The following is a 21,007-nucleotide window of genomic DNA, read 5'->3' as shown; positions in this document are numbered from 1 at the left end:
ATTGCCCGTGCCAAGGAAAAAAAGGCAGCTCAGACGGCAGGCACGGAAATGTCTGCCGACAAGCCTGCCAAGAAGGAATTGTCAGCCGAGGAAAAGCAGGCTCTGGTTGATGCTGCACTGGCTAAAGCCAAGGCGAAAAAAGAGGCCGCCGCCGTAGCCGACCCCGCCTCTGCGACGGACACGCAGGCCGTGATCGACGCAGCCATCGCCCGTGCGAAGGAAAAGAAAGCGGCGCTGGCAGCGGGCACCGAGACTCCGCCCGACAAGCCGGCGAAGAAGGAATTGTCGGCCGAGGAAAAACAGGCCCTGATCGATGCCGCGCTTGAACGTGCCAAGGCAAAGAAGGCCGCTCAGGCGGCAGACAAGGAACAGTCATGAATCGCCAGATCCGCTGGGGCATCCTCGGCTACGCCCGCATTGCCCGTCTGCAGCTCATTCCGGCCATCCTCGCCTCCGGCAATGGACGGATCCAGGCCCTGGCCTCGCGCGATGAAAGCAAGCTGGCAGAAGCATGCGCACAAGTGCCAGAGCTGGTCAGCTACACGAGCTACAGCGAATTGCTGGCCGACCCACAGGTTGATGCGGTGTACATTCCGCTCCCCAACGCCCTGCACCGCCAATGGGTTGTTGCCGCACTGGATGCCGGCAAGCATGTACTGTGCGAGAAACCGCTGGCCCTCTCAGCCCGTGAAGCGCGTGAAATGCAGGCTGCGGCCGTCAGCAATGAACGCCTGCTGATGGAAGCCATCATGTATCGCTACACCGATCGCACGCGCCAGTTGCGTGCGGTGCTCGATTCCGGCGTACTAGGAGAGATCCGCCATGTGAATGCGAGCTTCCGCTTCCTGCTCGATCGCCCCGGCACCATCAAGATGGAGCCCGAACTGGGCGGTGGCGCGCTGTACGACGTCGGCGTATATCCGGTCAGTTTGCTGGGGCTGATTACCGATGGCGCCCTGCCGGTCAGGGTGCACGCTGAAGCTCAGTTCGACAATGGCGTGGACGTGAATGCCTCCGTGCTGCTGCGCTATGAATCGGGCCTCCTCGCCACGCTCCACTGCGGCTTCAATGCCTTTGGCCAGATGGGTGCCGAAATCATTGGCAGCAAAGGTCGCCTGATGGTGCCCGATCCGTTCCTTGGCGAGGCTGGTGAGCTCACCCTCGTCACAGCCCAGGGCAGCCGCAGCATCCCGGTCAGCGCCACGGATCGTTACACCGCACAAGTCCGTGACTTCGCCGCCGCCGTTCTGCAGCAGCGCTCGCCGCTGATTCCGCTGAAGGAATCCATCCGCAACCTGGAAGTGCTGGATCTGATCCGCGCCAGCCTGCAGGCCCACTAGGACGCCCTCCCCAGATGCTCAACAACTCTCCCTACGTCCGCAAGCCCGCCAGCGTCAGCCGCGTGATGCTCAAGGTACTGGCGGCGCTCGTGCCGGCAATAGCCGTCTATGTGTGGCAGTTCGGCCCGGCCATCCTGATCCAGCTCGCGCTCGCCAGTGCCACCGCACTGGTCTGTGAAGCCGCCATGCTGAAGCTTCGCGGCAAGCCGCTCGCACTCTACCTCACCGATCTTTCGGCCATCGTCACGGCCTGGCTGATCGCGCTGGCCTTCCCGCCGCTCGCCCCCTGGTGGTTGGTCGTCACCGGTACGGCCTTTGCCATCGTGGTTGCCAAGCACCTGTATGGCGGGCTGGGCCAGAACACGTTCAACCCGGCCATGGTGGCTTACTGCGTGATGATCGTGGCCTTTCCTTCGCTGATGAGCCAATGGCCGGGGGATCTGTCCATGCAGGCCGCTGCACTGGCCGAGCACGCGCAAGTTCTTCCCGACGGGGCCGCCATGGCGCTGGACGCGATCACCAGCGCTACGCCGCTGGACGCCTTGCGCACAGGCCTGCGCGCAGCCGGTGCCAGTGTTGCCAGCGTCAGCGCCGATCCGGCCAGCTTCGGCCAGGTCGCAGGACGCGGCTGGGAGTGGATCGCCCTGGCCTATCTGGCAGGCGGCCTGTTCCTGATTCAGCAGCGCGTGATTACCTGGCATATCCCGGTCGCCTTCATTGCCGGGCTGTCCGCCATTGCAGGTGCTTTCTGGCTGGCAGACAGCACACACTACGCCTCGCCGCTGTTCCACCTTGCAGCCGGCGGCTCGATGCTCGGCGCCTTCTTCATCTTCACCGACCCGGTATCGGCCTGCACCACGCCGCGCGGCAAGCTGATCTACGCGGCTGCGGCCGCACTGCTGGTGTATCTGATCCGCGTCTTCGGAGCCTACCCGGACGGCGTGGCCTTCGCCACCCTACTGATGAATATCCTCGTCCCGCTGATCGACATGAAGACCCAGCCACCGGTCTTCGGCCACAAGAACTGAGCCTGCGATGGAACCCGTGATTCCCCAACCTACGCCTTTCGGGCTGTCACTGCGCACTGCGCTGACCATGCTGGCCTTCACCATCGTGTTCACCGCGCTGATGGCCGGCACCTATGAAGCCACCCAGAGCACCATTGCTGCCAGCGCTGAAGAGGCCAAGCTGCAATTGATCAATGAAGTGCTGCCACCCGCGAGTTACGACAACGCCCTGCTGCGTGATGAACTGAAGCTCGCTGCCGCACCCGAGTTGGGTCTGCCCAAGGGCGCCTCGGTGTGGCGCGCGCGCAAGGCCGGCCAGCCGGTGGCGCTGGTACTGGAAGCCGTCGCGCCGGATGGTTACGCGGGCAAGATCCGCCTGGTGATGGCCGTGATGCAAGATGGCAGCCTCGGCGGCGTGCGTGTGGTGGAGCATCACGAAACACCGGGCCTGGGCGACTACATCGACCCGAAGAAGGACAAAAACAAGGCGGCTCCCTGGATTGAGCAATTCAAGGCCCTCACTGGCCAAGCATGGAAAGTGAAGAAAGACGGCGGTGACATCGCCTATCGCACCGGCGCCACTATTTCAGCCCGAGCCGTCACCAACGCAGTGGCCCGCGTCGCCGCCTTCGCCCGCAGCGAACAAGCGCACCTGTACCAGCAAGGAGCCCAGCCATGAACAGCTACAACTACCGTGACATTTTCTGGAGCGGCCTGTGGCGCCAGAACGCTGGCCTGGCCCAGCTGCTCGGCCTGTGCCCGATCCTCGCGGTGTCGACCAGCGTGGTCAATGGCGTCAGTCTGGCCCTGGCCACCATTCTCGTGATGGCCGTCTCCAACGCCGTCGTCTCCGCCCTGCGTAATCTGATTCCGTATGAAATCCGCATCCCGGTGTTCATCCTGATCATCGCCGCACTGGTCACCGTGCTGGATCTAGCCATGAATGCATGGCTGCACGAGCTCTACGTGGTGTTAGGGATCTTTGTGCCGCTGATCACCACCAACTGCATCGTGCTAGCCCGCGTCGAAGCCTATGCTGCCAAGAACCCGGCCCTGCCTTCGGCTGTCGATGGCGCCGCGATGGGTGTCGGTTTGATGCTGGTACTGGCTGTGCTCGGCGGCATGCGCGAATTGATCGGCACCGGGCAGCTCTTCGCCGGCGTCGAAATGATCATTCCGGGAGCCCATGCCGTTCAGGTATTGCCTGCAGACTATCCTGGCTTCCTGTTCGCCATCCTGCCGCCCGGCGCCTTCATCGCCCTGGCCTGCCTGATTGCGGGCAAGAGCTGGTTGGAGGCACGCAACAAGGCGGCCCAGACCAGCACCGGTGCAGGCTGCGTGCCCGCCGCTCACTGAGGTCTGCCATGCCCCGGCTGATGAACAAGGCAGAGATTGGCGAGGCCTTTGCCCGCTGGCAAGCCGCCAATCCTCAGCCGGTCACCGAGCTGGAATATGCAACGCCCTTCCAGCTGCTGGTGGCCGTGGTGCTCTCGGCTCAGGCCACCGACAAGGGCGTGAATCTCGCCACCCGCCGCCTGTTCCCCGCCGCGCCCACGCCCGAAGCCATGGCCACACTCGGCGAGGCAGGCATTGCCGAGCACATCAAGACCATCGGCCTCTACCGCAACAAGGCCAAGAACGTCGCCCAACTCAGCCGCCAGTTACTGGAGCGTCACGCCGGCGAGGTACCGCGCTCGCGCGAAGCCCTCGAAGCCCTGCCCGGCGTCGGCCGCAAGACCGCCAACGTGGTGCTCAACGCCTTGTGGCGCGAACCGGTGATGGCGGTCGATACGCACATTTTCCGGGTCTGCAACCGCATGGGGCTGGCTCCGGGCAAGGATGTGCGCGCGGTAGAAGACGCTCTGATGCGGCGCATCCCGAAGCCATATCTGGTGGATGCCCACCACTGGCTGATCCTGCATGGGCGCTACGTGTGCACCGCGCGCAGCCCGAAATGCGGGCAATGCACGGTGCGCGACCTCTGCCAGAGCCCCGACAAGACAGATCGACCGGACTAAACATCATGTTCAATCCCAGCCGCGACCAGGTTCGCCAGTTCTTCATCGAAAGCTGGCGCAAGCACCGTGCAAAAGAAACCCTCAGCCAGATGGAGGACATCGCCGCCGAGCTCGTCTTCCAGCACCCGGAATACCACGCCCTGATCGAAAACCCGGACTCGGTCGACAAGGACTTCAGCCCCGAAGACGGGCAGGTCAATCCCTTCCTGCACCTCTCGCTGCATCTGGCCATTCACGAACAGCTCTCGATCGATCAGCCGCCGGGCATCCGAGGCGCCTATGACGCCTGCTTGCGCCGCCACGCTGACGATCGTCACGCCGCCCTGCACGAGGTGCTCGAAGCGCTCGGCGAGACCCTGTTCGAAGCCCAGCGCAGCGGCAAGCCGCTCGACGCGATGGCCTATGTGGAAAACGTGAAAAGACGGGCCGGCAAATGACACGTATCGACACCGTCGTTTTCGACCTCGGCAACGTGCTGATTCCTTGGGAGCCGCGCTGGCTGTTCCGCAAGCTGCTGCAGGATGAGGCCGAGATCGAGCGCTTCCTGCAGGACGTCGACTTCAACCGCTGGAACGCGATTCACGATGCAGGCCAGCCCTTCGCCGTCGGCATCGAATCCCACGGCGCACAGTTCCCACACTATCGCCATCTGTTGCAGGCCTATTTCGACCGCTGGGAAGAGTCGGTCGCTCCCGCCTTCGAGGAATCGGTGCGGCTCTTGCGCGAGCTGAAGACCGCCGGTCTGCGCGTGCTGGCCCTGACCAATTTCTCGGCCGAGACCTTCCCGCGCGCGCGCCGGCTCTATGATTTCCTCGATGAATTCGAGGGCATCGTGGTCTCGGGCGATGAAGGCCTGATCAAGCCGGATGCGGCGATATACAAACTACTGTTTGAACGCTATAGCGTGAAACCCGAGCAGGCCGTCTTCATCGACGACAGCGTGGCCAATGTTGCCACCGCCCGCCAGCTCGGCATGCAGGCCATCCACTTCACGGAGCCAGGGCTGCTGCGCCAGCATCTGCGTGAGCTGAGTCTTCCCGTTTAAGGCTTACTCCCAGTAGACGCAATCGACGAAGACAGGTGTGCGCCCAGCAAGCCCCTCACCCACACACTGGAACACCGCGTTCACGCCGGGTTTGAGCAGCGTTGCGACCGCCTCGGCACTGCGGCTGGCGATGCGCCCACCGTCGCTGGCAAGCGGGTGGTGGGAAAACAGCTTCAACTGCAGCTGCTCTTCACCCGCTTCACCCATGCCGACCATTACGCGCCCCTTCTGTACCTGCACCGCAGTCACGGCCCCACTCAAGACTACGGCCTTATCTTCCAGCACTTCCTCGGCGTAATCCTCACGCTCCCGATAGAGGCCCAGCACCCGGCTCGCCGCGAATACCGGCAGATCCTTTACCGCGGGATGCTTGTTGAGCAGCTTGCACAGCACCCGGTCATCGAACAGTGCGCAGTCGTAATAGTCTTCGGCTGAGGCGGGATACGCAGCGCACGCCAGTGTCAGCAGCAGTAAGCATGTTATGACTCTTGAAGACTGCATCGTCAGCTCACCTCAGGGATCAGTGTTGAGTCGCGCGCCGGGCCTCCTGCCAGGCACGCACAGCCTCGGCTGAGTGCTGATTCACCAGCTCACGCGGGCCTTCCGGAAGTTCGGCCTGCAAACCGGCAAAGAGTTCCTCGGTCAGTTCCTGCTCCATGCCGCTGGCCGCGAGGCCGTGCTGCAGGCAGCGAATCTGGATCGAAGCCAGAGCATCCGCGACCAGACGCCATCCAAGCGTCGGCATGGCGCGGGTCAAGGCCAGCAGCATGCCCCCCAGCAGGCTCACCAGAAGCTTGCCTTGCTCGCGGTTTTCCGCCGCGATCAAGGTATGCCACAGCGACAGGTGCAACTCGCGACGGAAGGCAATCTTGAACTCCAGCGCGGTTTCTTCCTTCTCGTAGAGGGTATCGAGAAAACGCTGGCAAGCGGCCTCTTCTTGCGGCGCCAGACTGTCCCGCAGATCGGCCAGCACAGCCGACACACCCGCCAGCGCAGGGGCGCCAAACGCCTTGCTGTAGGCCAGCCCCCATTGGTCGAGCCCCGCCAGCAGCATAGCCAGCCGCAGATGTGCAGCTTCCATCGGCGCCATGCGTGACCACTCGCGCAGATGGCTAGCGAGCTTCGCCAGCGCCTCTTCCAGCTGCTTGCTCTCACCACCTCCCGCAGACAAACGCAGTGCGGCTGCAAAGGCTTCGTGGACAAGGCGTGCGGCCTGCAGCTGCACATCGCGGGCAGCAAGTTCTTCAAAAGGATCGGCAGGCAGTTCGAAACTGGAATCAACGGACATGAGGCACCCGGAAGGATTGGGGGAAAGCCCGCCATTTTGCCCCAAAGCATCCCCACCCGCGAAACCTGGCGGCGAGCCGCCCGAAGAGTCTATTTGCGCCCGCGTGGAATCGGCCCATCATCCGCGCACCTTCAATCGCCCTTTGCGGAGATGTTTCGTGTTCAAACACTTGTTGCTCAGCCTTGCCAGTCTGTTACTCCTGGTTCCGGTATCCCAGGCTGCCCCGGCCGGCAATCTGCGCATCCTGCACATCATGAGTTTCAACTCGCCTTATCGCTGGACCGATGGCCAGCTCGAAGGATTCAAGGCAGGGCTGGGTTCCGATGTCAAAACCGAGTATCAGGTTTTTCAGCTCGACACGAAACGCCAGAGCAGCAAGGAAGAAATGGAGCGCAACGCCCAGCGCGCGATGAAGATCATTGCCGACTGGAAACCTGATCTGGTCTACACCTCGGATGACGACGCCGTCCAGCTAGTGACCGCGCACTACGTGAACAAGTCCCTGCCCTTCGTCTTCAGTGGCGTCAACAAAAACGCCGAAGATCACGGCATCAAAGGTGCCACCAACATCACCGGCGTGCTCGAACGTGAGCACATCCTCGAATCCATCCATCTGGTTCAGGCCATCAAACCAGGCATCCGGCGCATCCAGATCCTCTCGGACAGTGCAGCCTATTGGCCACAAGTCATCGGGCGTGTCCGCAGTATCGCCCGCGAACACCAGGAGTTCAGTCTCGTCGGCGTGGACCAGCCCGTGGCCTACGCCGACTTCCAGCGCCTGGTGCTGGAAAATCCGAACAAGGCCGACGCGTACATGATTCTCGGCAACTTCAATTTCAAGGATGCCAAAGGCATTGATGTACCCTATCAGCATTTGCAGCGCTGGCTGGCTGAACACAGCAAACTGCCGGATCTATCCTTCTGGGATGACCGCATGCTTCATGGCACGCTCGCCGGCGTCACCGTATCCGCCTTTGAACAGGGCATGGCTGCAGGCAAGCTGGCCCGTGCCATTCTGGTCGACAAACGCAAACCCGCCAGTCTGCCGATTGCCCCCACCACCAAGGGCGTACCGGTTATCAGCCTGGCTCGCGCAAAGCAACTGGGGCTCATCCCGCCCTCCACTCAGCTGCTATCATCGACCGTGGTGACTTCCTACATCTGGGACAAGTAATGAAACTGGGGCTGCGCAGCAAGATCATCACCATCGCTGCACTGGTGATCATCTTCGTCACTGCGTCCTTCGCGCTGAGCGGCACCCTAGTCTATCTTCATCATCATGCCGAAGTGCTGCAGTCCCGTTCGCAGGCCGTGGCGCGCGGCCTGGCTATCCAGCTTGAACGGGTCACTGCGCTGGGTCTGGACATCCACGATGTCACCGGATTCGAAGCGCAATGCGCTGAAGCCGTCAGTGCTTACCCCGGAGTTTCATACGCGCTGGTTGCTGCGCAGGATGGCACAGTGCTTTTTTCCAGCCGCCCGGAACTGAGCGGCAAGCCGCTGGCCGAACCGGAGCTGCTCAAAGCCTTACAGAAAGGCAGCCGCAGCACCGAGGTCGAAGCCGAACAGAGCCTGGCCGTTCTGGAATCTGTACGTGGCAGCAATGACCCACAGATTGCCAGCGTCATCGTGGCGTTCCCGCTCTCGGATATCGACCAGAAGCTGCGCTCGATGCTGCTGCTGGGGCTTGGCGCAGGCGGCAGTGTGGCCGTGATCGGACTGCTGGTGCTCTACCTGATGCTACGCCACTTCGTCACCCGCCCGATCTCCCGGCTGATGCAAGTCGTAGCCCACCTGCAGGCCAACCCCGGTGACTATTCGCCACGCGTGCCACCCCAGCAGGATGACGAAATCGGTCTGCTCGTGAATGGTTTCAACCAGTTGCTGGACAATATCGAGGAGCGCGAGCGCGAACTCATCGAAGCGCGCGACAACTCGGACAAGGCCAATCGCATGAAGTCCGACTTCCTCGCCGCCATGAGCCATGATCTGCGCACTCCGATGCACGCCATCTTGTCTATGAACGAGTTGCTGCGCAGCACTACGCTAACCGAGAAACAGCAGCGTTACTCACTCAATGTGCATAAGGCCGGGCAATGGCTGCTGGGCATCATCAATGACATCCTCGCCTTCGCCAAGATCGACTCTGGCAAGCTGGAACTGATGCATGCTGATTTCAATCTGCAGCAACTGATCGAAGACACCATTGCCTTGCAGGAGGACTTTGCCAGCAGCAAGAAGCTTGAGCTCAGCTTCGCGATCTCGCCGGAGCTGCCCCGGCATCTCAACGGTGATGCGCCGCGCCTGATGCAGATGCTCACCAACTTGATCAGCAACGCAATCAAGTACACCGATCAGGGCAGCGTGCATCTAGACATCACCCCGCTCCACAACCGGATTTCTTTTTCGGTCACCGACACGGGGGTCGGCATCGACAAGAGCAAGCTTCACCTGCTCTTCGAGCCCTTCGTGCAGGTCGCCAACGCCGATGGTCAGCGCCGCTCGGGCACCGGCCTTGGGCTCTCGATCGTCAAGCAGTTGGCCGAAGCCATGGGCGGCGAAGTGGGCGTGGATAGCTCGCTCAAAAACGGTGCCACCTTCTGGTTCACTGCCCGTCTGCAGCCAGCCATCCATCCGGCGCCTGACGCCCCCTCCGCCCCCTGATCACCCTTTTTTGCCGAGCAGGCCTAGCACTCCCACAGCAATCAGAATCAACGGCCACCACGTGTGTAGTACCTGAGCCACCTGGCTAAAGCGGAACAAGCCGAGATTGCTCAGCAGAAAGAGACAGCCCACCACGATCAGGGCGATCGAACCGAAACGCGACATATCCGGGACTCCGTGAAATAGTTCCGCTGCACTGTGCCAGCAGCAGCACCTCGCAGCAAGTCCGGCACGCGTATTGCTAAACCTAAGTATCGTTTAACTACCCTGAGTGAACACGCCATGGATCCCGTAGTAATTCAGCTCCTCGCCCGCATCAAGATCCGTCTGCGCCAGGAAAAGGGTGTCGCCGTGAACACCCAGCGTTTTTTCACTGATCAAGCCTACGCCTGCCAAGTACTGGATGCTGCTGAGGATTGCGAAGACATTGACCTTGTCACAGGCTCGCTCGAAATCCGCAACCGTCTGGGCTGGATCCAAGCTGATAGTCTGCAAAGCACCACCACTTCAGCACCCGCAAGCAAATCATCTCCTGCACCAGAAAAAGGCAGTAAAACCGATCGCTATATGTTTGGTGCCCGCTCCTAGGGCGTCAGCCAGCAACCCTCTCCTCACGCAGCACTTCGGGTTCCTCGCAAGGGGAACCCTTTTTGTTTACCCTGATCCCGTTCAGGCCCTGCTCGCCCTAAACTCCTGGCCAGATGCACACTCTCGGAACAGGACCATGAAACTGCTGCGTTCTTGCCTGCCTCTTTTCCTGGGTCTGCTGGCCGCCTGTGGCAGCACTTCGCCACGCTCTGACCCGTGGGCCTATCCGGATAGCCCGGCGGCCATCAAGCGCCCCGCCACACCGCCCGGCCCCCGTTACCCCGCGCCCTCTTCGGCGGACGCTTCGCGCTTCCTGCAGCAAGCCAGCTTCGGCCCTAGCCTGGCGGAGATCGACGCCCTCAGCAGCAGCGACTACCCACACTGGTTCAAGCAGCAGTTCGCACTGCCCCAAACGCTGTTCCTTCCCGAGGTGGAGCCTCATCACGCGCAGCTCGCCAAGGGCCAGAACCTGCGTCAGCAACTGTTTTTCGAGATCTTCTGGAAGCGTGCAGCCACCGCGCCGGACCAGTTGCGCCAGCGCGTGGCCTTCGCGCTCTCGGAAATATTCGTGATCTCGTTTGAAGGCATGCTGGATGTGAAGATCCGCGGTGTCGCCTCCTATTACGACATGCTCGGGCGCAATGCCTTCGGCGACTTTCGCAGCCTGCTCGAAGAAGTAGCCCGCCACCCGATGATGGGCATCTACCTCTCGCACCTGAAAAACCAGAAGGAAGACCCGGCCAAGGGCCGCGTGCCGGACGAGAACTTCGCCCGCGAAATCATGCAGCTGTTCACCATCGGCCTGCAGGAGCTGAACCCGGATGGCTCCTTGAAGCTGGAGAACAACCAGCCCATCGAAACCTATGACATGGACGACATCACCGGGCTGGCCAGGGTTTTCACCGGCCTCTCCTACGGCGGCCCCGGCACGACGGATCAGCACTTCTTCCAGCAGGGAAAGGAACCGCACTGGGACATCCTGCCGATGAAGGGCTATCCGAAATTCCACTCGACCAGTGAAAAGCATTTCCTGGGGGTCACGATCAAGCCGCAGACGCTCGCCGACCCGGAGGGTGACCTGAAAATCGCGCTGGACCGACTTTTCAATCACCCCAACGTCGGCCCCTTTTTCGGCCGCCAGCTGATCCAGCGCCTCGTGACCAGCAATCCCTCGCCGGCCTATGTCGAACGCGTCGCACGTGCCTTCAATGACAATGGCGCTGGCGTGCGCGGTGACATGCAGGCCGTGATCCGCGCCGTGCTGTTGGATCCAGAGGCCCGCAACCCCGCAGCAGGCTCCAGCGGCAAGCTGCGCGAGCCGATCCTGCGCCTGTCGCAGTGGATGCGAGCCTTCCATGCCACCTCGGCCTCGGGAGAATTCCGCATGCAGAACACCGACAACCCGGCCAACTCGCTCGGCCAGAGTCCGCTGCGCTCGCCCAGTGTGTTCAACTTCTACCGCCCCGGCTTCATGCCGCCGGGCAGCGAAATCGCCCGCAAGAACATGGTAGCGCCGGAGATGCAGATCGTCTCCGAAAGTGCTGTGGCCGGCTATGCCAATTTCATCCAGACCACGATCGACGCAGGCGCCGGTCGCGCCGAGGGCGGGCGCCGTGACATCCAGCCAGACTACAGCGCGCAGATGGCGCTGGCCTCGCAGCCCGCCCGCCTCGTCGAGCAGCTGGATCTGCTGCTCACCGGCCAGCGCCTCACCGAAGCCTCCCGCCAGCGCATCACCGCGGCCGTAGCCGCTCTGCCCCTGCCGGCCAGCCCGGTCACTGCGCTCGAAAACGCGCAGCGCAACCGCGTGAAGCTGGCCGTGCTGCTGGTGATGGTGTCGCCCGAATATCTGGTGCAGAGATGAGGATGCAAGCATGAGCCAAGCTTCCCGCCGCGAATTCCTGCGCCGCGCCGGCGCCCTCACGCTGCTGCGCACGGCCGGGCCGCTGGGCCTGCAACTGGCCGGCATCGGTGCCGCGGCTGCCGCCAACCGGCCCGATGATTACCGGGCCATCGTGTGTCTCTTCATGTACGGTGCCAACGACGGCCACAACACGGTCATACCGCTGGATGAGTCCGGCTATGCACGCTATGCGACGGCCCGGACAGTGTTGGCCCTGCCGCGCGAGCAATTGCTGCCGCTCGCCGCCAGCCAGCCGCTGGGCCTGCACCCGGAACTGGAACCCCTTCAGCGCCTCTATCAACGCGGCAAGACTGCGGTGCTCGCCAACGTCGGCCCGCTCATCGTGCCGATCAGGGATGCCGCCAGTTTCAAGGGCACGAACATTGCCCGGCCGCCCAAGCTCTTCTCTCATAACGACCAACAAGCCATCTGGCAGGCCTTCTCGCCCGAAGGCGCGAAGATCGGATGGGGCGGGCGAATTGCCGATCTGCTCGCCAGCCACAACGGCAAGCAACTCTTCACTGCCATCTCGGCAGCGGGCAACGCTGTTTTCCTCGCTAGCGACAAGACCATCCAGTATCAGATCACGCCGGGCGGTGCGATCGGCTTCAACCGCGTCACCAGTGGCAACCGCTATCCACCCCAGATCGCCGAGGCCTTGCGTGCCCAGATCGCGGCCAGTCAGGACGAGCTCTTCGGCAGCGAGTACGCAGCTGTCGTCAATCGCTCGATCGAAGCCCACGGCCTGCTCTCTGCGGCACTGGCCAGACTGCCCGAGAACGACCCGCGCATTGATCTGCCGCCTGAGCTCGCGCAGGACAAGCTCGCCCAGCAGCTGCGCATCGTAGCGCGCATGATCGGCGTGCGCGATGATGAAAGCATCCGACAGCGGCGCCAGATTTTCTTCGTCTCGCTGAACGGATTCGATACCCACGACAACCAGCTCGCCAAGCAAGGCGAGTTGCTGCGCAGCGTGGCGCAATCGGTCGCGTACTTCCAGGAGGCAATGGAAGAACTCGGCGTAGCGGACAAGGTCACCCTGTTCACGGCCTCGGACTTCGGCCGCGCATTGCTCTCCAACGGCGACGGCTCCGATCATGGCTGGGGCAGCCACCACTTCATCGTCGGCGGCGCCGTAAAGGGCGGGCAGCTCTATGGCCAGTTCCCGGAGGTCGCCCTGAACACGACAACGGACGTCGGCAATGGCCGCCTGCTACCCACTACGGCAGTAGACCAGTACGCCGCCACGCTGGCACGCTGGATGGGGGTGGCAGAAGCGGATTTGCCGGTCGTCCTGCCCAACATAGGCAACTTCGCCAGCAGCAACCTGGGCTTCATGCGCAACACTTGAGCGAATGAACGCAACACAGGAACCAGCCCCGGTTCCGCCGGTCTCATCACACCTTTTCTATAACGGATCCCGATCATGTTCGAATGGCTTGCCGACCCGAATGCCTGGATTGCCCTCGCCACCCTCACAGCGCTGGAAATCGTACTGGGTATCGACAACATTATCTTCATCTCCATCCTGGTCTCGCGCGTCGAAGCTTCGCGGCGCAACCTGGCGCGCCGGTTGGGCCTGTCGCTGGCCATGCTGAGTCGCATCGCCCTGCTGCTGTCGCTGGCCTGGATCATGAAGCTCACCGCCCCGCTATTCACCGTGCTGGCCCAGGAGATTTCCGGGCGCGACATCATCCTGATCGGCGGCGGCCTGTTCCTGCTGTGGAAGAGCGTGCATGAGATTCACAACTCGCTCACGGCGGAACAAGAAGCCCATCACACGGAAAGCGCGGCACGCGCAGCCTTTGGTGCCGTGCTAGTGCAGATTGCGATCATCGACATCGTGTTTTCGCTGGACTCGGTGATCACCGCCGTCGGCCTGGTCGACCAGATCGGCGTAATGGTCGCCGCAATCCTGATCTCGGTTGGCGTGATGATGTTCGCAGCCAAACCGATCGGCGAATTCGTTGATGCCAACCCCACCATCAAGATGCTGGCCTTGTCCTTCCTGGTGCTGGTCGGTGTCACCCTGATTGCAGAAGGCTTCGACACCCATGTGCCGAAGGGCTACATCTACTTCGCGATGGCCTTCTCTATCGTGGTAGAGCTGATCAACATCCGCCTACGCAAACGGGGCGAGCAAAAGCTCATGCTGCACAAGGAAATGCCCGGGCAGATCGACGCCTGAAGATTGACGCGACTCCCGAACCGATCAATCAGCCAGTGCTGATTGATCAAACACAGGACAGAAGCTTAAAAAAGCACAGCCCAAAGGATGAGCAGTTTTTCGTGTTCGGTGTATTTCACAGATGCTCCCAACAACGCTTGACCGAGGCCTTAAGCGGCCCCTGCTCGGTGGCCTGGCGACGCAGCGACTTCCAGAAGTTGATCAGGGAGGCATTCCGAGCAACGCATGCTCATGCGAAGAAAGGGGGCTTGGCGCGAACCGTAGGTACGCTTGCCTCAAGCGAGAGGTATGCATTCCATGCAGTACAAGCAAACCAGAAAAACAAAAGGCCCTGAATTTTCAGGGCCTTAACAGGTCTTCGTGGCGGAGAGGGCGGGATTCGAACCCGCGGTAGAGTATTACCCTACACACGCTTTCCAGGCGTGCGACTTAAACCACTCATCCACCTCTCCGCGAAGAGGCGAGATTATAGCCAGACTTGGCACCTTCGGGCAATGCCAGAGTAAAAACTTTCCACGCGCCAAGCGCTCGCCAAGGAATTTGTGCTTTTTCCCGTAAGCTTTTGCGCCCAAGGCGGTCTACTACGGATAGATCCCGACACCAGAGAGCCCGGCAGACCCACTGCCCTGAAAGGATGGACCCCATGCTGATCCGACGCCCCGACAACATCCCCCCCTCCGAAATCACCCCAGCCGAGCTCTACCAGGCCCGCCGCGAGTTCATGCGCAGCAGCAGTCGTGCAGTTCTGGCCGCTGCGACAGGGCTGGCGTTGCCCTGGGGGGCGGCCGAAGCTGCAGCACTTGCCAATGTGCAGCCCAATCGCCAGAAGATTGATGACAAACCGACGCGCCTGAAGGACATCACGAGCTACAACAACTTCTACGAGTTCGGACTGGACAAGGATGAACCTGCGGAAAATGCCGGCGTGATGAAGACACGGCCGTGGACCGTTGTAGTGGAAGGCCTGTGCAACAAGCCACGCAGCTTTGCCATCGAAGATCTGCTCAAGCTTGCACCACTTGAGGAACGCATCTATCGCATGCGCTGCGTCGAGGGCTGGTCAATGGTCATTCCCTGGGTAGGCTTCCCACTGGCGAGTTTGCTCAAGCTGGTCGAACCGCAGGGCAGTGCGAAATTCGTGGAGTTCGTGACTCACTACGACAAGCGGATCATGCTCGGCACCTGGCAACCAGTGCTGGACTGGCCTTATACCGAAGGTCTGCGTCTCGATGAGGCCATGCACCCGCTCACGCTGATGGCGGTCGGCCTCTACGGCGAGGAGTTGCTGCCTCAGAATGGCGCCCCGATCCGCCTGGTGGTGCCCTGGAAGTATGGTTTCAAGGGCGCAAAATCCATCGTAAAGATCAGGCTGGTCGAGAAGATGCCGGGCACGGCCTGGAACAAGGCTGCCGCCAATGAATACGGTTTCTATTCGAACGTCAATCCAGCCGTGCATCATCCACGCTGGAAGCAGGATACCGAGCGCCGCATCGGTGAAATCACCAAGCGCAAGACCCTGCTTTTCAACGGCTATGCCGACGAGGTGGGCCAGCTTTACACCGGCATGGACCTGAAGAAGAACTACTGATGCGAGACTGGATCAAGAACCCTGGGCGCGGCGCGATCGCGGCCTTCAAATGCGTACTCTTCCTTGCCTGCCTGCTGCCTCTGGCACACATGAGCTGGGGCTTTTTCAATGATGAGCTGGGTGCCAACCCAGTGGAGGCGATTACACGTGGCACCGGCGAGTGGACCCTGCGTTTCCTGCTGGCTTCACTTGCCATCACGCCGCTGCGCAAGCTGAGCGGCATGAACTGGCTGCTGCGCACCCGCCGCATGCTGGGGCTGTATGCCTTTTTCTATGGCCTGCAACACTTCATCACCTACATCTGGCTGGACCAGTTTTTTGACTGGGAAGGCATCGCACGCGACATCGTGAAGCGCCCCTTCATCACGGTGGGCTTTGCCGCTTTCGTACTGCTGATTCCGCTCGCCGCGACCTCCTTCAACACCGCCATCCGCTTGCTAGGCGGGCGACGATGGCAGACACTGCATCGCTCGGTATACGCCATCGGCATCCTCGCTGTGCTGCACTACTGGTGGCTGGTGAAGCGGGATATTACCGAACCGCTGATCTACACCCTGATTCTGGCGACACTGCTAGGCTACCGTGCCTGGATGCGTGAGGAAGAGCGCCGGCGTCAGCTCGCCGCCGGGCGGCCACAGCAGAAAGTGAAAGCGCGCAAGATCATTCCGATCATTCCGCGCTGAGCTATCTGAGCAGCGGCTTGACCTTGCGCTTGAACTCGACCGCCAGATTGACACGCGCGGACTTGTTCAGCGCCGTGATGATCTTGTTCCCAAGGGCGATGTAATCGCCAATGCGCGCAGCCTTGTCCAGCTCCTTCAGATAAGGAGCGGACTTGGCAGCGAAACTGGCACTGATGGTCTCGGTATAGATGCGGTAGAGCGCCATCAGGCGGGAACTCTCGTCAGAGGGCAGCGGGCTCTGCATTTCCGACATCCATGAAGCTTCGCCTTGCGCGGGCAGCTCCACGACTTCCGGCAGATTGGAGGCGGGGCCGGTATGCGGTGTGGGTTCCACACTCTCGAACACCGGATGGATCAGGCCGGCTTCCTGCAGCAGTTCCAGATGCTCCTGCAGGATCACGGGATCAACGGCAAACTTGCCACGCAGTTCAGACACCGGCTGCTTGCCATCCACAAGAATCAGGAGCGAGCGCACGCGCGGATGCAGGCGCATCTGGCGCTGCTGGATTTCATCCAGCCCGGCACTCGTCTTGGCAAAAACCAGCCTGTCCATCTGTTCCCCGAAACCGCTTCCAGCGGCGAATATTAGCTGTAGGTTCTTCTCCTACAGGCGCGCGGGGAAATATTACTTTGTATCTATGACAGCTGTCAGCACGCGAAGCTGCAATTTTTTGTCAATCTACCAAGCTGGCAGGCGGCGGCAAGGCTTCGAGGAAAGCCACCACTTCCTCCTCGATGCGTGTGCGGCGCATCGCCGGCAGGCTTTGCCAGACCCGCTTGCCATAGGGCTTGCTGATCATGCGCGGGTCGCAAACCATCAGCACACCACGATCACGCTCGGAGCGTATCAGCCGCCCTGCCCCCTGTTTCATGCTGATCACCGCGCGCGGCAGCTGGTATTCCATGAACGGGTTCTTGCCCTGCTTCTCGATCCAGTCGACGCGGGCTTTCAGCACCGGGTCATCCGGCGGCGCAAAGGGCAGCTTGTCGATGATCACGACAGACAGCGCATCGCCCGGCACATCCACGCCTTCCCAGAAGCTCTGGCTGGCTACCAGCACTGCATTGCCGAGCTGACGGAAGCGCTCCAGCAACTCGCTGCGCGAGGCCTGGCCCTGGATCAACAGGGGGAAATCCAACGCCTGGCGATGAAAGCGCGACTCCAGCCCCTCGTGGATGTGCTTCATGGCCCGCAGCGACGTGCACAGCACAAAAGTGCGTCCCTGGGCTGCGCGGATCACCGGCACAGCGGCTTCGATGACTGCATCCAGATACAGCGGACTGTTCGGATCGGGCATATTCGCTGGTGCGTACAGCAAAGCCTGATCCTGATATTCGAAGGGGCTGCCCCACATGCCGGTATCGGGCGGCGGATCCAGCACATCGAGGCCCAGTTCGCCACAGTAGTGGCCGAAGCTCTGCCCGACAGCGAGCGTTGCGGAGGCAAAGATCCAGCTCTTGGCATTGCCCTCGATCTGCTTGCGGAAAATCTCGGCCACCCGCAGCGGGGTGGTATTCAGCGAGGCCGACTGGCTAAACACCTCGACCCAGCGGATCGTGTCCGGCTGATTCAGGCGGCGCCAGTTGGTGAGCCGGGCGTGCAGATCGGTGGCGCGCTGCCAGCATTTCTCTAGTCCCTCGGAGCGCTCGGCCTGCGATTCGGCCAAACCGACAAAGGCTTCCAGCTCATGCTCGACCGCGTCCAGCGCGGCCAGGAAGTCCGCCTTGTCGCCGACCTGCTCGAAGGAAAGCCGGGCGTTCTCGCCGGGAATCGCCAGACGCAGATCGCGAGCGGCTTTCTCCAGCGACCGGGTGGCATCCTGCAAGGGCAGGAAATCGCGTGCCCCCGCGACCGCCTCGACCCGGGTATCGCGCGCCAGATCGAGCATCTGGCCGGTGGAAGCCGAGTCGCCAAAGAACATCGAGGCAGTTTCCGGCAACTGATGCGCTTCGTCGAAAATCACCGTATTGCAGGCCGGCAACAGCTCGCCCATGCCTTCGTCGCGCAGCATCACGTCGGCGAAAAAAAGATGGTGATTCACCACCACCACGTCAGCCTCCTGCGCCGCACGGCGCGCCGCCATCACGAAGCATTCCTTGGCATTGGGGCATTCCTGGCCGAGGCAATTCTCGCGCGTCGAGGTTGCCGCCATCCATACCGTGGAATCCTCGGGCACACCGGTGCACTCCGCCTTGTCGCCGGTCTGGGTGTGCATCAGCCATTTGGCAATCGTGCGGATGTGGACCGCATCCTCACGATTGAGGAAACGGCCTTCGAGCTGGGCCCGCCCGATATGGTAGTGACAGGCATAGTTCTGTCGCCCCTTCAGCAAGGCGACACCCACCGGCACCTTCAAGGCCTTGCGCACGGCCGGCAGATCGCGGTGAAAGAGCTGGTCCTGCAGGGTCTTGGTACCAGTCGAGACGATCACCTTGCCGCCCGAAAGGAGCGCCGGCACGAGATAGGCGAAGGTCTTGCCGGTACCGGTACCCGCCTCGGCCACCAGCAGTCGGTTGCCATGGATTGCGCGCGCAATCGCCGCCGCCATCTCCAGTTGCTGGGGGCGCGGGCGAAAACCGGGAATCACGCGGGCAAGCGTGCCGTCGTCAGCAAAGTGGGGGGTGATGTCGATCATGAGCAGGCAGACCAAAGGCCGCGCGATGTTAGCACGCTCAATGCGGCGGGTCCGGCTGTCGTTAAAAGCTGCAAAGGGCTTGAAAAACTCCCAAACCAGGCCCCTGCCCGTACTCCCCCGGGAGTACATTCCAGTCTCGCGCGCCCAGCCTTCCCCGTGACATGAACAGCCCTAGCTCGAAACACGCCGCCAGTGAACACCGCCTCCAGCTCAAGGAGGTTCTGAAACTGATGCGCGAAGATCGCCTGATCAGCCATGAGGATGCCGAGGCGATCTTCGCCGAACGCTACAGCCACAAGGGCGGTGCGCATCCGCTGGTGGTCATTGCCGAACGCCAGCTGAAATCCGCTCAGCCGCCGCACAAGCTCCTGCATATCGATGCCCTCACCGAATGGCTGGCCGGCAAACTGGGGCTGGAGTACTTCCACATTGATCCGCTGAAGATCAATTTCTCGACCGTTACCGAAGTGATGACCGCCGCCTACGCCTCGCGTCTGCAGGTGCTGCCTGTGCAGGTCAGTGGTAACGAGGTGGTGATCGCCAGCGCCGAGCCCTTCGTGCGCGAGTGGGAGGCGGAACTCCTGCATGTGCTGCGCAAGCCGATTCGCCGCGTGTTCGCCAATCCAGTGGATATCGAGCGCTTCCAGATCGAGTTCTACAACCTCGCGCGCTCGGTCAAGAAGGCCTCCCAGGCCGAGCAACAGAAGGGCAGCGCGATCTCGAACTTCGAGCAACTGGTCGAACTCTCGAAAACCAATCGCCAGTTCGACGCCAACGAGCAGCACATCGTCTCCATCGTCGACTGGCTGTGGCAATACGCCTTTGACCAGCGTGCGTCGGACATCCACGTCGAGCCACGCCGCGAGATGGGCATCGTGCGCTTTCGCATCGATGGCGTGCTGCATCAGGTCTACCAGCTGCCGATGACGGTCATCAACGCGATGACCAGCCGCATCAAGATTCTCGGCCGCATGGACGTCGTCGAGAAACGGCGCCCGCAGGATGGCCGTATCAAGACCCGCACGCCACAAGGCACCGAGGTCGAGCTACGTCTATCCACACTGCCCACCGCCTTCGGCGAAAAGCTGGTAATGCGGATTTTCGATCCGGACGTGCTGGTGCGCAGCTTTGCCGAGCTCGGCTTCACTGACGAAGATCTGGTGCGCTGGCACCACATGACTCGCCAGCCCAACGGCATCATCCTGGTGACCGGCCCGACCGGCTCGGGCAAGACCACCACGCTCTACTCCACGCTCAAGCAGCTCGCCACACAGGAAGTGAATGTGTGCACGATCGAAGATCCGATCGAAATGGTGGAAGGCGCCTTCAACCAGATGCAGGTCCAGGCAGGTATTGACCTTGGCTTCGCGGACGGCGTGCGGGCACTGCTGCGGCAGGACCCGGACATCATCATGATCGGCGAAATCCGCGATCTGGAAACCGCCGAAATGGCGATTCAGGCTGCGCTGACCGGCCACCTGGTGCTTTCCACCCTGCACACCAACGATGCGCCCTCGGCCATCACCCGAATGCTGGATCTGGGGGTGCCCCCCTACTTGCTGAATGCCACCATGCTCGGCGTGATGGCCCAGCGCCTGGTGCGCACCCTGTGCCCGCACTGCAAGCAGCCCTCGCCGCCCACGCCGGAAGAAGCCCTGGTCTGGGAGCAGCTCGTCGCGCCGTTCAAAGCCGCCGTACCACGCCATTTTCATCGCCCGATCGGCTGTCTGGAATGCCGCAATACCGGTTACAGCGGGCGCATGGGCATTTACGAAACCCTCCTGATGTCACCGGGCATCGCCCGCCAGATCCAGCACAACACCGAACTCGCTGCCGTTCGCCAGCAGGCCATGCGGGAAGACATGAAGCCGCTACGCATCTCGGGCGCCCTGAAGATCGCCAGAGGCCTGACCAGCCTCGAAGAAGTTGTGCGCTGCGCGCCGCCGGCACAGGATGAGAGCCTCGCTACCAGCACCTGATGCACCGCTCAAAAGCGCCCGCCTAAAACTCACCTAAGGCCAAAACTTGTCATTCCCGCGAAGACGGGAATCCAGAGACG

At 61.8% G+C, this 21,007-nt stretch carries 21 protein-coding genes and 1 tRNA gene; 16 read left to right on the top strand and 6 right to left on the bottom strand.

Annotation, left to right across the window (positions count from 1 at the left end; genetic code table 11):
- The first annotated feature begins 374 nt into the window (after positions 1 to 374).
- The 7 genes from Q3Y64_RS02200 to Q3Y64_RS02170 are packed head-to-tail and all read left to right on the top strand — an operon-like array spanning position 375 to position 5,410.
- Positions 375 to 1,340, top strand: coding sequence for a Gfo/Idh/MocA family protein (locus tag Q3Y64_RS02200; protein ID WP_101942639.1), 966 nt, complete (start codon positions 375 to 377; stop codon positions 1,338 to 1,340).
- Positions 1,341 to 1,354: 14 nt separating this feature from the next.
- On the top strand, positions 1,355 to 2,368 hold the full coding sequence (locus Q3Y64_RS02195) for an RnfABCDGE type electron transport complex subunit D (protein ID WP_101942638.1): 1,014 nt from the start codon (positions 1,355 to 1,357) through the stop codon (positions 2,366 to 2,368).
- 7 nt (positions 2,369 to 2,375) lie between these two features.
- A complete protein-coding gene (locus tag Q3Y64_RS02190; protein ID WP_101942637.1) occupies positions 2,376 to 3,026 on the top strand; it encodes an RnfABCDGE type electron transport complex subunit G in 651 nt (216 codons plus the stop codon).
- Positions 3,023 to 3,703: an electron transport complex subunit RsxE gene (rsxE, locus tag Q3Y64_RS02185; protein WP_101942636.1), complete on the top strand. Its 681-nt coding sequence runs from the start codon at positions 3,023 to 3,025 to the stop codon at positions 3,701 to 3,703. The genes Q3Y64_RS02190 and rsxE overlap by 4 nt, the downstream gene beginning before the upstream one ends.
- Before the next feature lie 20 nt (positions 3,704 to 3,723).
- Positions 3,724 to 4,365, top strand: coding sequence for an endonuclease III (gene nth, locus Q3Y64_RS02180; protein ID WP_101942796.1), 642 nt, complete (start codon positions 3,724 to 3,726; stop codon positions 4,363 to 4,365).
- A 5-nt stretch (positions 4,366 to 4,370) separates the two neighbouring features.
- Positions 4,371 to 4,802 carry a DUF1841 family protein gene (locus Q3Y64_RS02175; RefSeq protein ID WP_101942635.1) on the top strand — a complete coding sequence of 144 codons (432 nt, stop codon included), beginning with the start codon at positions 4,371 to 4,373 and terminating at the stop codon, positions 4,800 to 4,802.
- Positions 4,799 to 5,410 carry an HAD family hydrolase gene (locus Q3Y64_RS02170; RefSeq protein WP_101942634.1) on the top strand — a complete coding sequence of 204 codons (612 nt, stop codon included), beginning with the start codon at positions 4,799 to 4,801 and terminating at the stop codon, positions 5,408 to 5,410. Before Q3Y64_RS02175 ends, Q3Y64_RS02170 begins: the two co-directional genes overlap by 4 nt.
- A gap of 3 nt (positions 5,411 to 5,413) precedes the next feature.
- Here the strand turns inward: Q3Y64_RS02170 and Q3Y64_RS02165 are convergent, their stop codons facing one another.
- Both Q3Y64_RS02165 and Q3Y64_RS02160 read right to left on the bottom strand, forming a co-directional pair.
- Entirely contained in the window at positions 5,414 to 5,911 is a 498-nt protein-coding gene (locus Q3Y64_RS02165) for a hypothetical protein (RefSeq protein ID WP_303559844.1), read from the bottom strand.
- Positions 5,912 to 5,930: 19 nt separating this feature from the next.
- Complete coding sequence (locus Q3Y64_RS02160) at positions 5,931 to 6,698, bottom strand: hypothetical protein (protein WP_158239232.1); 768 nt, start codon at positions 6,696 to 6,698, stop codon at positions 5,931 to 5,933.
- Positions 6,699 to 6,855: 157 nt separating this feature from the next.
- On the opposite strand from Q3Y64_RS02160, the gene Q3Y64_RS02155 reads away from it, so the two are divergent.
- Together Q3Y64_RS02155 and Q3Y64_RS02150 are read left to right on the top strand one after the other, a co-directional pair.
- Positions 6,856 to 7,872 carry an ABC transporter substrate-binding protein gene (locus Q3Y64_RS02155; RefSeq protein ID WP_303559842.1) on the top strand — a complete coding sequence of 339 codons (1,017 nt, stop codon included), beginning with the start codon at positions 6,856 to 6,858 and terminating at the stop codon, positions 7,870 to 7,872.
- On the top strand, positions 7,872 to 9,362 hold the full coding sequence (locus Q3Y64_RS02150; RefSeq protein ID WP_303559840.1) for an ATP-binding protein: 1,491 nt from the start codon (positions 7,872 to 7,874) through the stop codon (positions 9,360 to 9,362). The genes Q3Y64_RS02155 and Q3Y64_RS02150 overlap by 1 nt, the downstream gene beginning before the upstream one ends.
- Here Q3Y64_RS02150 and Q3Y64_RS02145 read toward each other — a convergent pair whose 3' ends face one another.
- Positions 9,363 to 9,527 (bottom strand): DUF5668 domain-containing protein, encoded by a 165-nt coding sequence (locus tag Q3Y64_RS02145; protein WP_303559838.1) that lies wholly within the window; start codon positions 9,525 to 9,527, stop codon positions 9,363 to 9,365.
- 117 nt (positions 9,528 to 9,644) lie between these two features.
- On the opposite strand from Q3Y64_RS02145, the gene Q3Y64_RS02140 reads away from it, so the two are divergent.
- The 4 genes from Q3Y64_RS02140 to Q3Y64_RS02125 all read left to right on the top strand — a co-directional run bounded on the left by Q3Y64_RS02140 (position 9,645) and on the right by Q3Y64_RS02125 (position 14,041).
- The gene (locus Q3Y64_RS02140; protein WP_101942629.1) at positions 9,645 to 9,950 is read left to right on the top strand and encodes a hypothetical protein; all 306 of its coding nucleotides are present in this window, start codon (positions 9,645 to 9,647) and stop codon (positions 9,948 to 9,950) included.
- Positions 9,951 to 10,086: 136 nt separating this feature from the next.
- On the top strand, positions 10,087 to 11,814 hold the full coding sequence (locus Q3Y64_RS02135) for a DUF1800 family protein (protein ID WP_303559836.1): 1,728 nt from the start codon (positions 10,087 to 10,089) through the stop codon (positions 11,812 to 11,814).
- A 10-nt stretch (positions 11,815 to 11,824) separates the two neighbouring features.
- Positions 11,825 to 13,204, top strand: a complete 1,380-nt coding sequence (locus Q3Y64_RS02130) for a DUF1501 domain-containing protein (protein WP_101942627.1) — start codon at positions 11,825 to 11,827, stop codon at positions 13,202 to 13,204.
- 75 nt (positions 13,205 to 13,279) lie between these two features.
- Positions 13,280 to 14,041: a TerC family protein gene (locus tag Q3Y64_RS02125; RefSeq protein ID WP_303559833.1), complete on the top strand. Its 762-nt coding sequence runs from the start codon at positions 13,280 to 13,282 to the stop codon at positions 14,039 to 14,041.
- Between the two features lie 361 nt (positions 14,042 to 14,402).
- Here the strand turns inward: Q3Y64_RS02125 and Q3Y64_RS02120 are convergent.
- A tRNA-Ser gene (locus Q3Y64_RS02120) sits at positions 14,403 to 14,493 on the bottom strand.
- A 191-nt stretch (positions 14,494 to 14,684) separates the two neighbouring features.
- Between Q3Y64_RS02120 and msrP the strand changes: the two genes are divergently transcribed.
- Together msrP and Q3Y64_RS02110 are read left to right on the top strand one after the other, a co-directional pair.
- Positions 14,685 to 15,629 carry a protein-methionine-sulfoxide reductase catalytic subunit MsrP gene (gene msrP / locus Q3Y64_RS02115; protein ID WP_101942625.1) on the top strand — a complete coding sequence of 315 codons (945 nt, stop codon included), beginning with the start codon at positions 14,685 to 14,687 and terminating at the stop codon, positions 15,627 to 15,629.
- Positions 15,629 to 16,312 (top strand): sulfite oxidase heme-binding subunit YedZ, encoded by a 684-nt coding sequence (locus Q3Y64_RS02110; RefSeq protein ID WP_303559830.1) that lies wholly within the window; start codon positions 15,629 to 15,631, stop codon positions 16,310 to 16,312. Before msrP ends, Q3Y64_RS02110 begins: the two co-directional genes overlap by 1 nt.
- Before the next feature lies 1 nt (position 16,313).
- Here Q3Y64_RS02110 and Q3Y64_RS02105 read toward each other — a convergent pair whose 3' ends face one another.
- Both Q3Y64_RS02105 and Q3Y64_RS02100 read right to left on the bottom strand, forming a co-directional pair.
- On the bottom strand, positions 16,314 to 16,865 hold the full coding sequence (locus tag Q3Y64_RS02105; protein WP_101942623.1) for a hypothetical protein: 552 nt from the start codon (positions 16,863 to 16,865) through the stop codon (positions 16,314 to 16,316).
- A 121-nt stretch (positions 16,866 to 16,986) separates the two neighbouring features.
- Positions 16,987 to 18,948 carry an ATP-dependent DNA helicase gene (locus Q3Y64_RS02100; RefSeq protein WP_101942795.1) on the bottom strand — a complete coding sequence of 654 codons (1,962 nt, stop codon included), beginning with the start codon at positions 18,946 to 18,948 and terminating at the stop codon, positions 16,987 to 16,989.
- Positions 18,949 to 19,109: 161 nt separating this feature from the next.
- On the opposite strand from Q3Y64_RS02100, the gene Q3Y64_RS02095 reads away from it, so the two are divergent.
- Positions 19,110 to 20,927 (top strand): GspE/PulE family protein, encoded by a 1,818-nt coding sequence (locus Q3Y64_RS02095; RefSeq protein WP_101942622.1) that lies wholly within the window; start codon positions 19,110 to 19,112, stop codon positions 20,925 to 20,927.
- Positions 20,928 to 21,007: the final 80 nt, after the last annotated feature.

It is taken from the genome of Uliginosibacterium sp. 31-12 (genome assembly GCF_030548425.1).
Taxonomy (GTDB): domain Bacteria; phylum Pseudomonadota; class Gammaproteobacteria; order Burkholderiales; family Rhodocyclaceae; genus Uliginosibacterium; species Uliginosibacterium aquaticum.
This window is presented reverse-complemented; position numbering and strand designations above follow the sequence as displayed.

What these genes read in the sequence shown, in the direction of transcription:
- Q3Y64_RS02200 (WP_101942639.1), top strand. Translation starts at nt 375, where the DNA reads ATGAATCGCCAGATCCGCTGGGGCATCCTCGGCTACGCCCGCATTGCC.
- Q3Y64_RS02195 (WP_101942638.1), top strand. Translation starts at nt 1,355, where the DNA reads ATGCTCAACAACTCTCCCTACGTCCGCAAGCCCGCCAGCGTCAGCCGC.
- Q3Y64_RS02190 (WP_101942637.1), top strand. Translation starts at nt 2,376, where the DNA reads ATGGAACCCGTGATTCCCCAACCTACGCCTTTCGGGCTGTCACTGCGC.
- rsxE (WP_101942636.1), top strand. Translation starts at nt 3,023, where the DNA reads ATGAACAGCTACAACTACCGTGACATTTTCTGGAGCGGCCTGTGGCGC.
- nth (WP_101942796.1), top strand. Translation starts at nt 3,724, where the DNA reads ATGAACAAGGCAGAGATTGGCGAGGCCTTTGCCCGCTGGCAAGCCGCC.
- Q3Y64_RS02175 (WP_101942635.1), top strand. Translation starts at nt 4,371, where the DNA reads ATGTTCAATCCCAGCCGCGACCAGGTTCGCCAGTTCTTCATCGAAAGC.
- Q3Y64_RS02170 (WP_101942634.1), top strand. Translation starts at nt 4,799, where the DNA reads ATGACACGTATCGACACCGTCGTTTTCGACCTCGGCAACGTGCTGATT.
- Q3Y64_RS02165 (WP_303559844.1), bottom strand. Translation starts at nt 5,911, where the DNA reads ATGCAGTCTTCAAGAGTCATAACATGCTTACTGCTGCTGACACTGGCG.
- Q3Y64_RS02160 (WP_158239232.1), bottom strand. Translation starts at nt 6,698, where the DNA reads ATGTCCGTTGATTCCAGTTTCGAACTGCCTGCCGATCCTTTTGAAGAA.
- Q3Y64_RS02150 (WP_303559840.1), top strand. Translation starts at nt 7,872, where the DNA reads ATGAAACTGGGGCTGCGCAGCAAGATCATCACCATCGCTGCACTGGTG.
- Q3Y64_RS02145 (WP_303559838.1), bottom strand. Translation starts at nt 9,527, where the DNA reads ATGTCGCGTTTCGGTTCGATCGCCCTGATCGTGGTGGGCTGTCTCTTT.
- Q3Y64_RS02140 (WP_101942629.1), top strand. Translation starts at nt 9,645, where the DNA reads ATGGATCCCGTAGTAATTCAGCTCCTCGCCCGCATCAAGATCCGTCTG.
- Q3Y64_RS02135 (WP_303559836.1), top strand. Translation starts at nt 10,087, where the DNA reads ATGAAACTGCTGCGTTCTTGCCTGCCTCTTTTCCTGGGTCTGCTGGCC.
- Q3Y64_RS02130 (WP_101942627.1), top strand. Translation starts at nt 11,825, where the DNA reads ATGAGCCAAGCTTCCCGCCGCGAATTCCTGCGCCGCGCCGGCGCCCTC.
- Q3Y64_RS02125 (WP_303559833.1), top strand. Translation starts at nt 13,280, where the DNA reads ATGTTCGAATGGCTTGCCGACCCGAATGCCTGGATTGCCCTCGCCACC.
- msrP (WP_101942625.1), top strand. Translation starts at nt 14,685, where the DNA reads ATGCTGATCCGACGCCCCGACAACATCCCCCCCTCCGAAATCACCCCA.
- Q3Y64_RS02110 (WP_303559830.1), top strand. Translation starts at nt 15,629, where the DNA reads ATGCGAGACTGGATCAAGAACCCTGGGCGCGGCGCGATCGCGGCCTTC.
- Q3Y64_RS02105 (WP_101942623.1), bottom strand. Translation starts at nt 16,865, where the DNA reads ATGGACAGGCTGGTTTTTGCCAAGACGAGTGCCGGGCTGGATGAAATC.
- Q3Y64_RS02100 (WP_101942795.1), bottom strand. Translation starts at nt 18,948, where the DNA reads ATGATCGACATCACCCCCCACTTTGCTGACGACGGCACGCTTGCCCGC.
- Q3Y64_RS02095 (WP_101942622.1), top strand. Translation starts at nt 19,110, where the DNA reads ATGAACAGCCCTAGCTCGAAACACGCCGCCAGTGAACACCGCCTCCAG.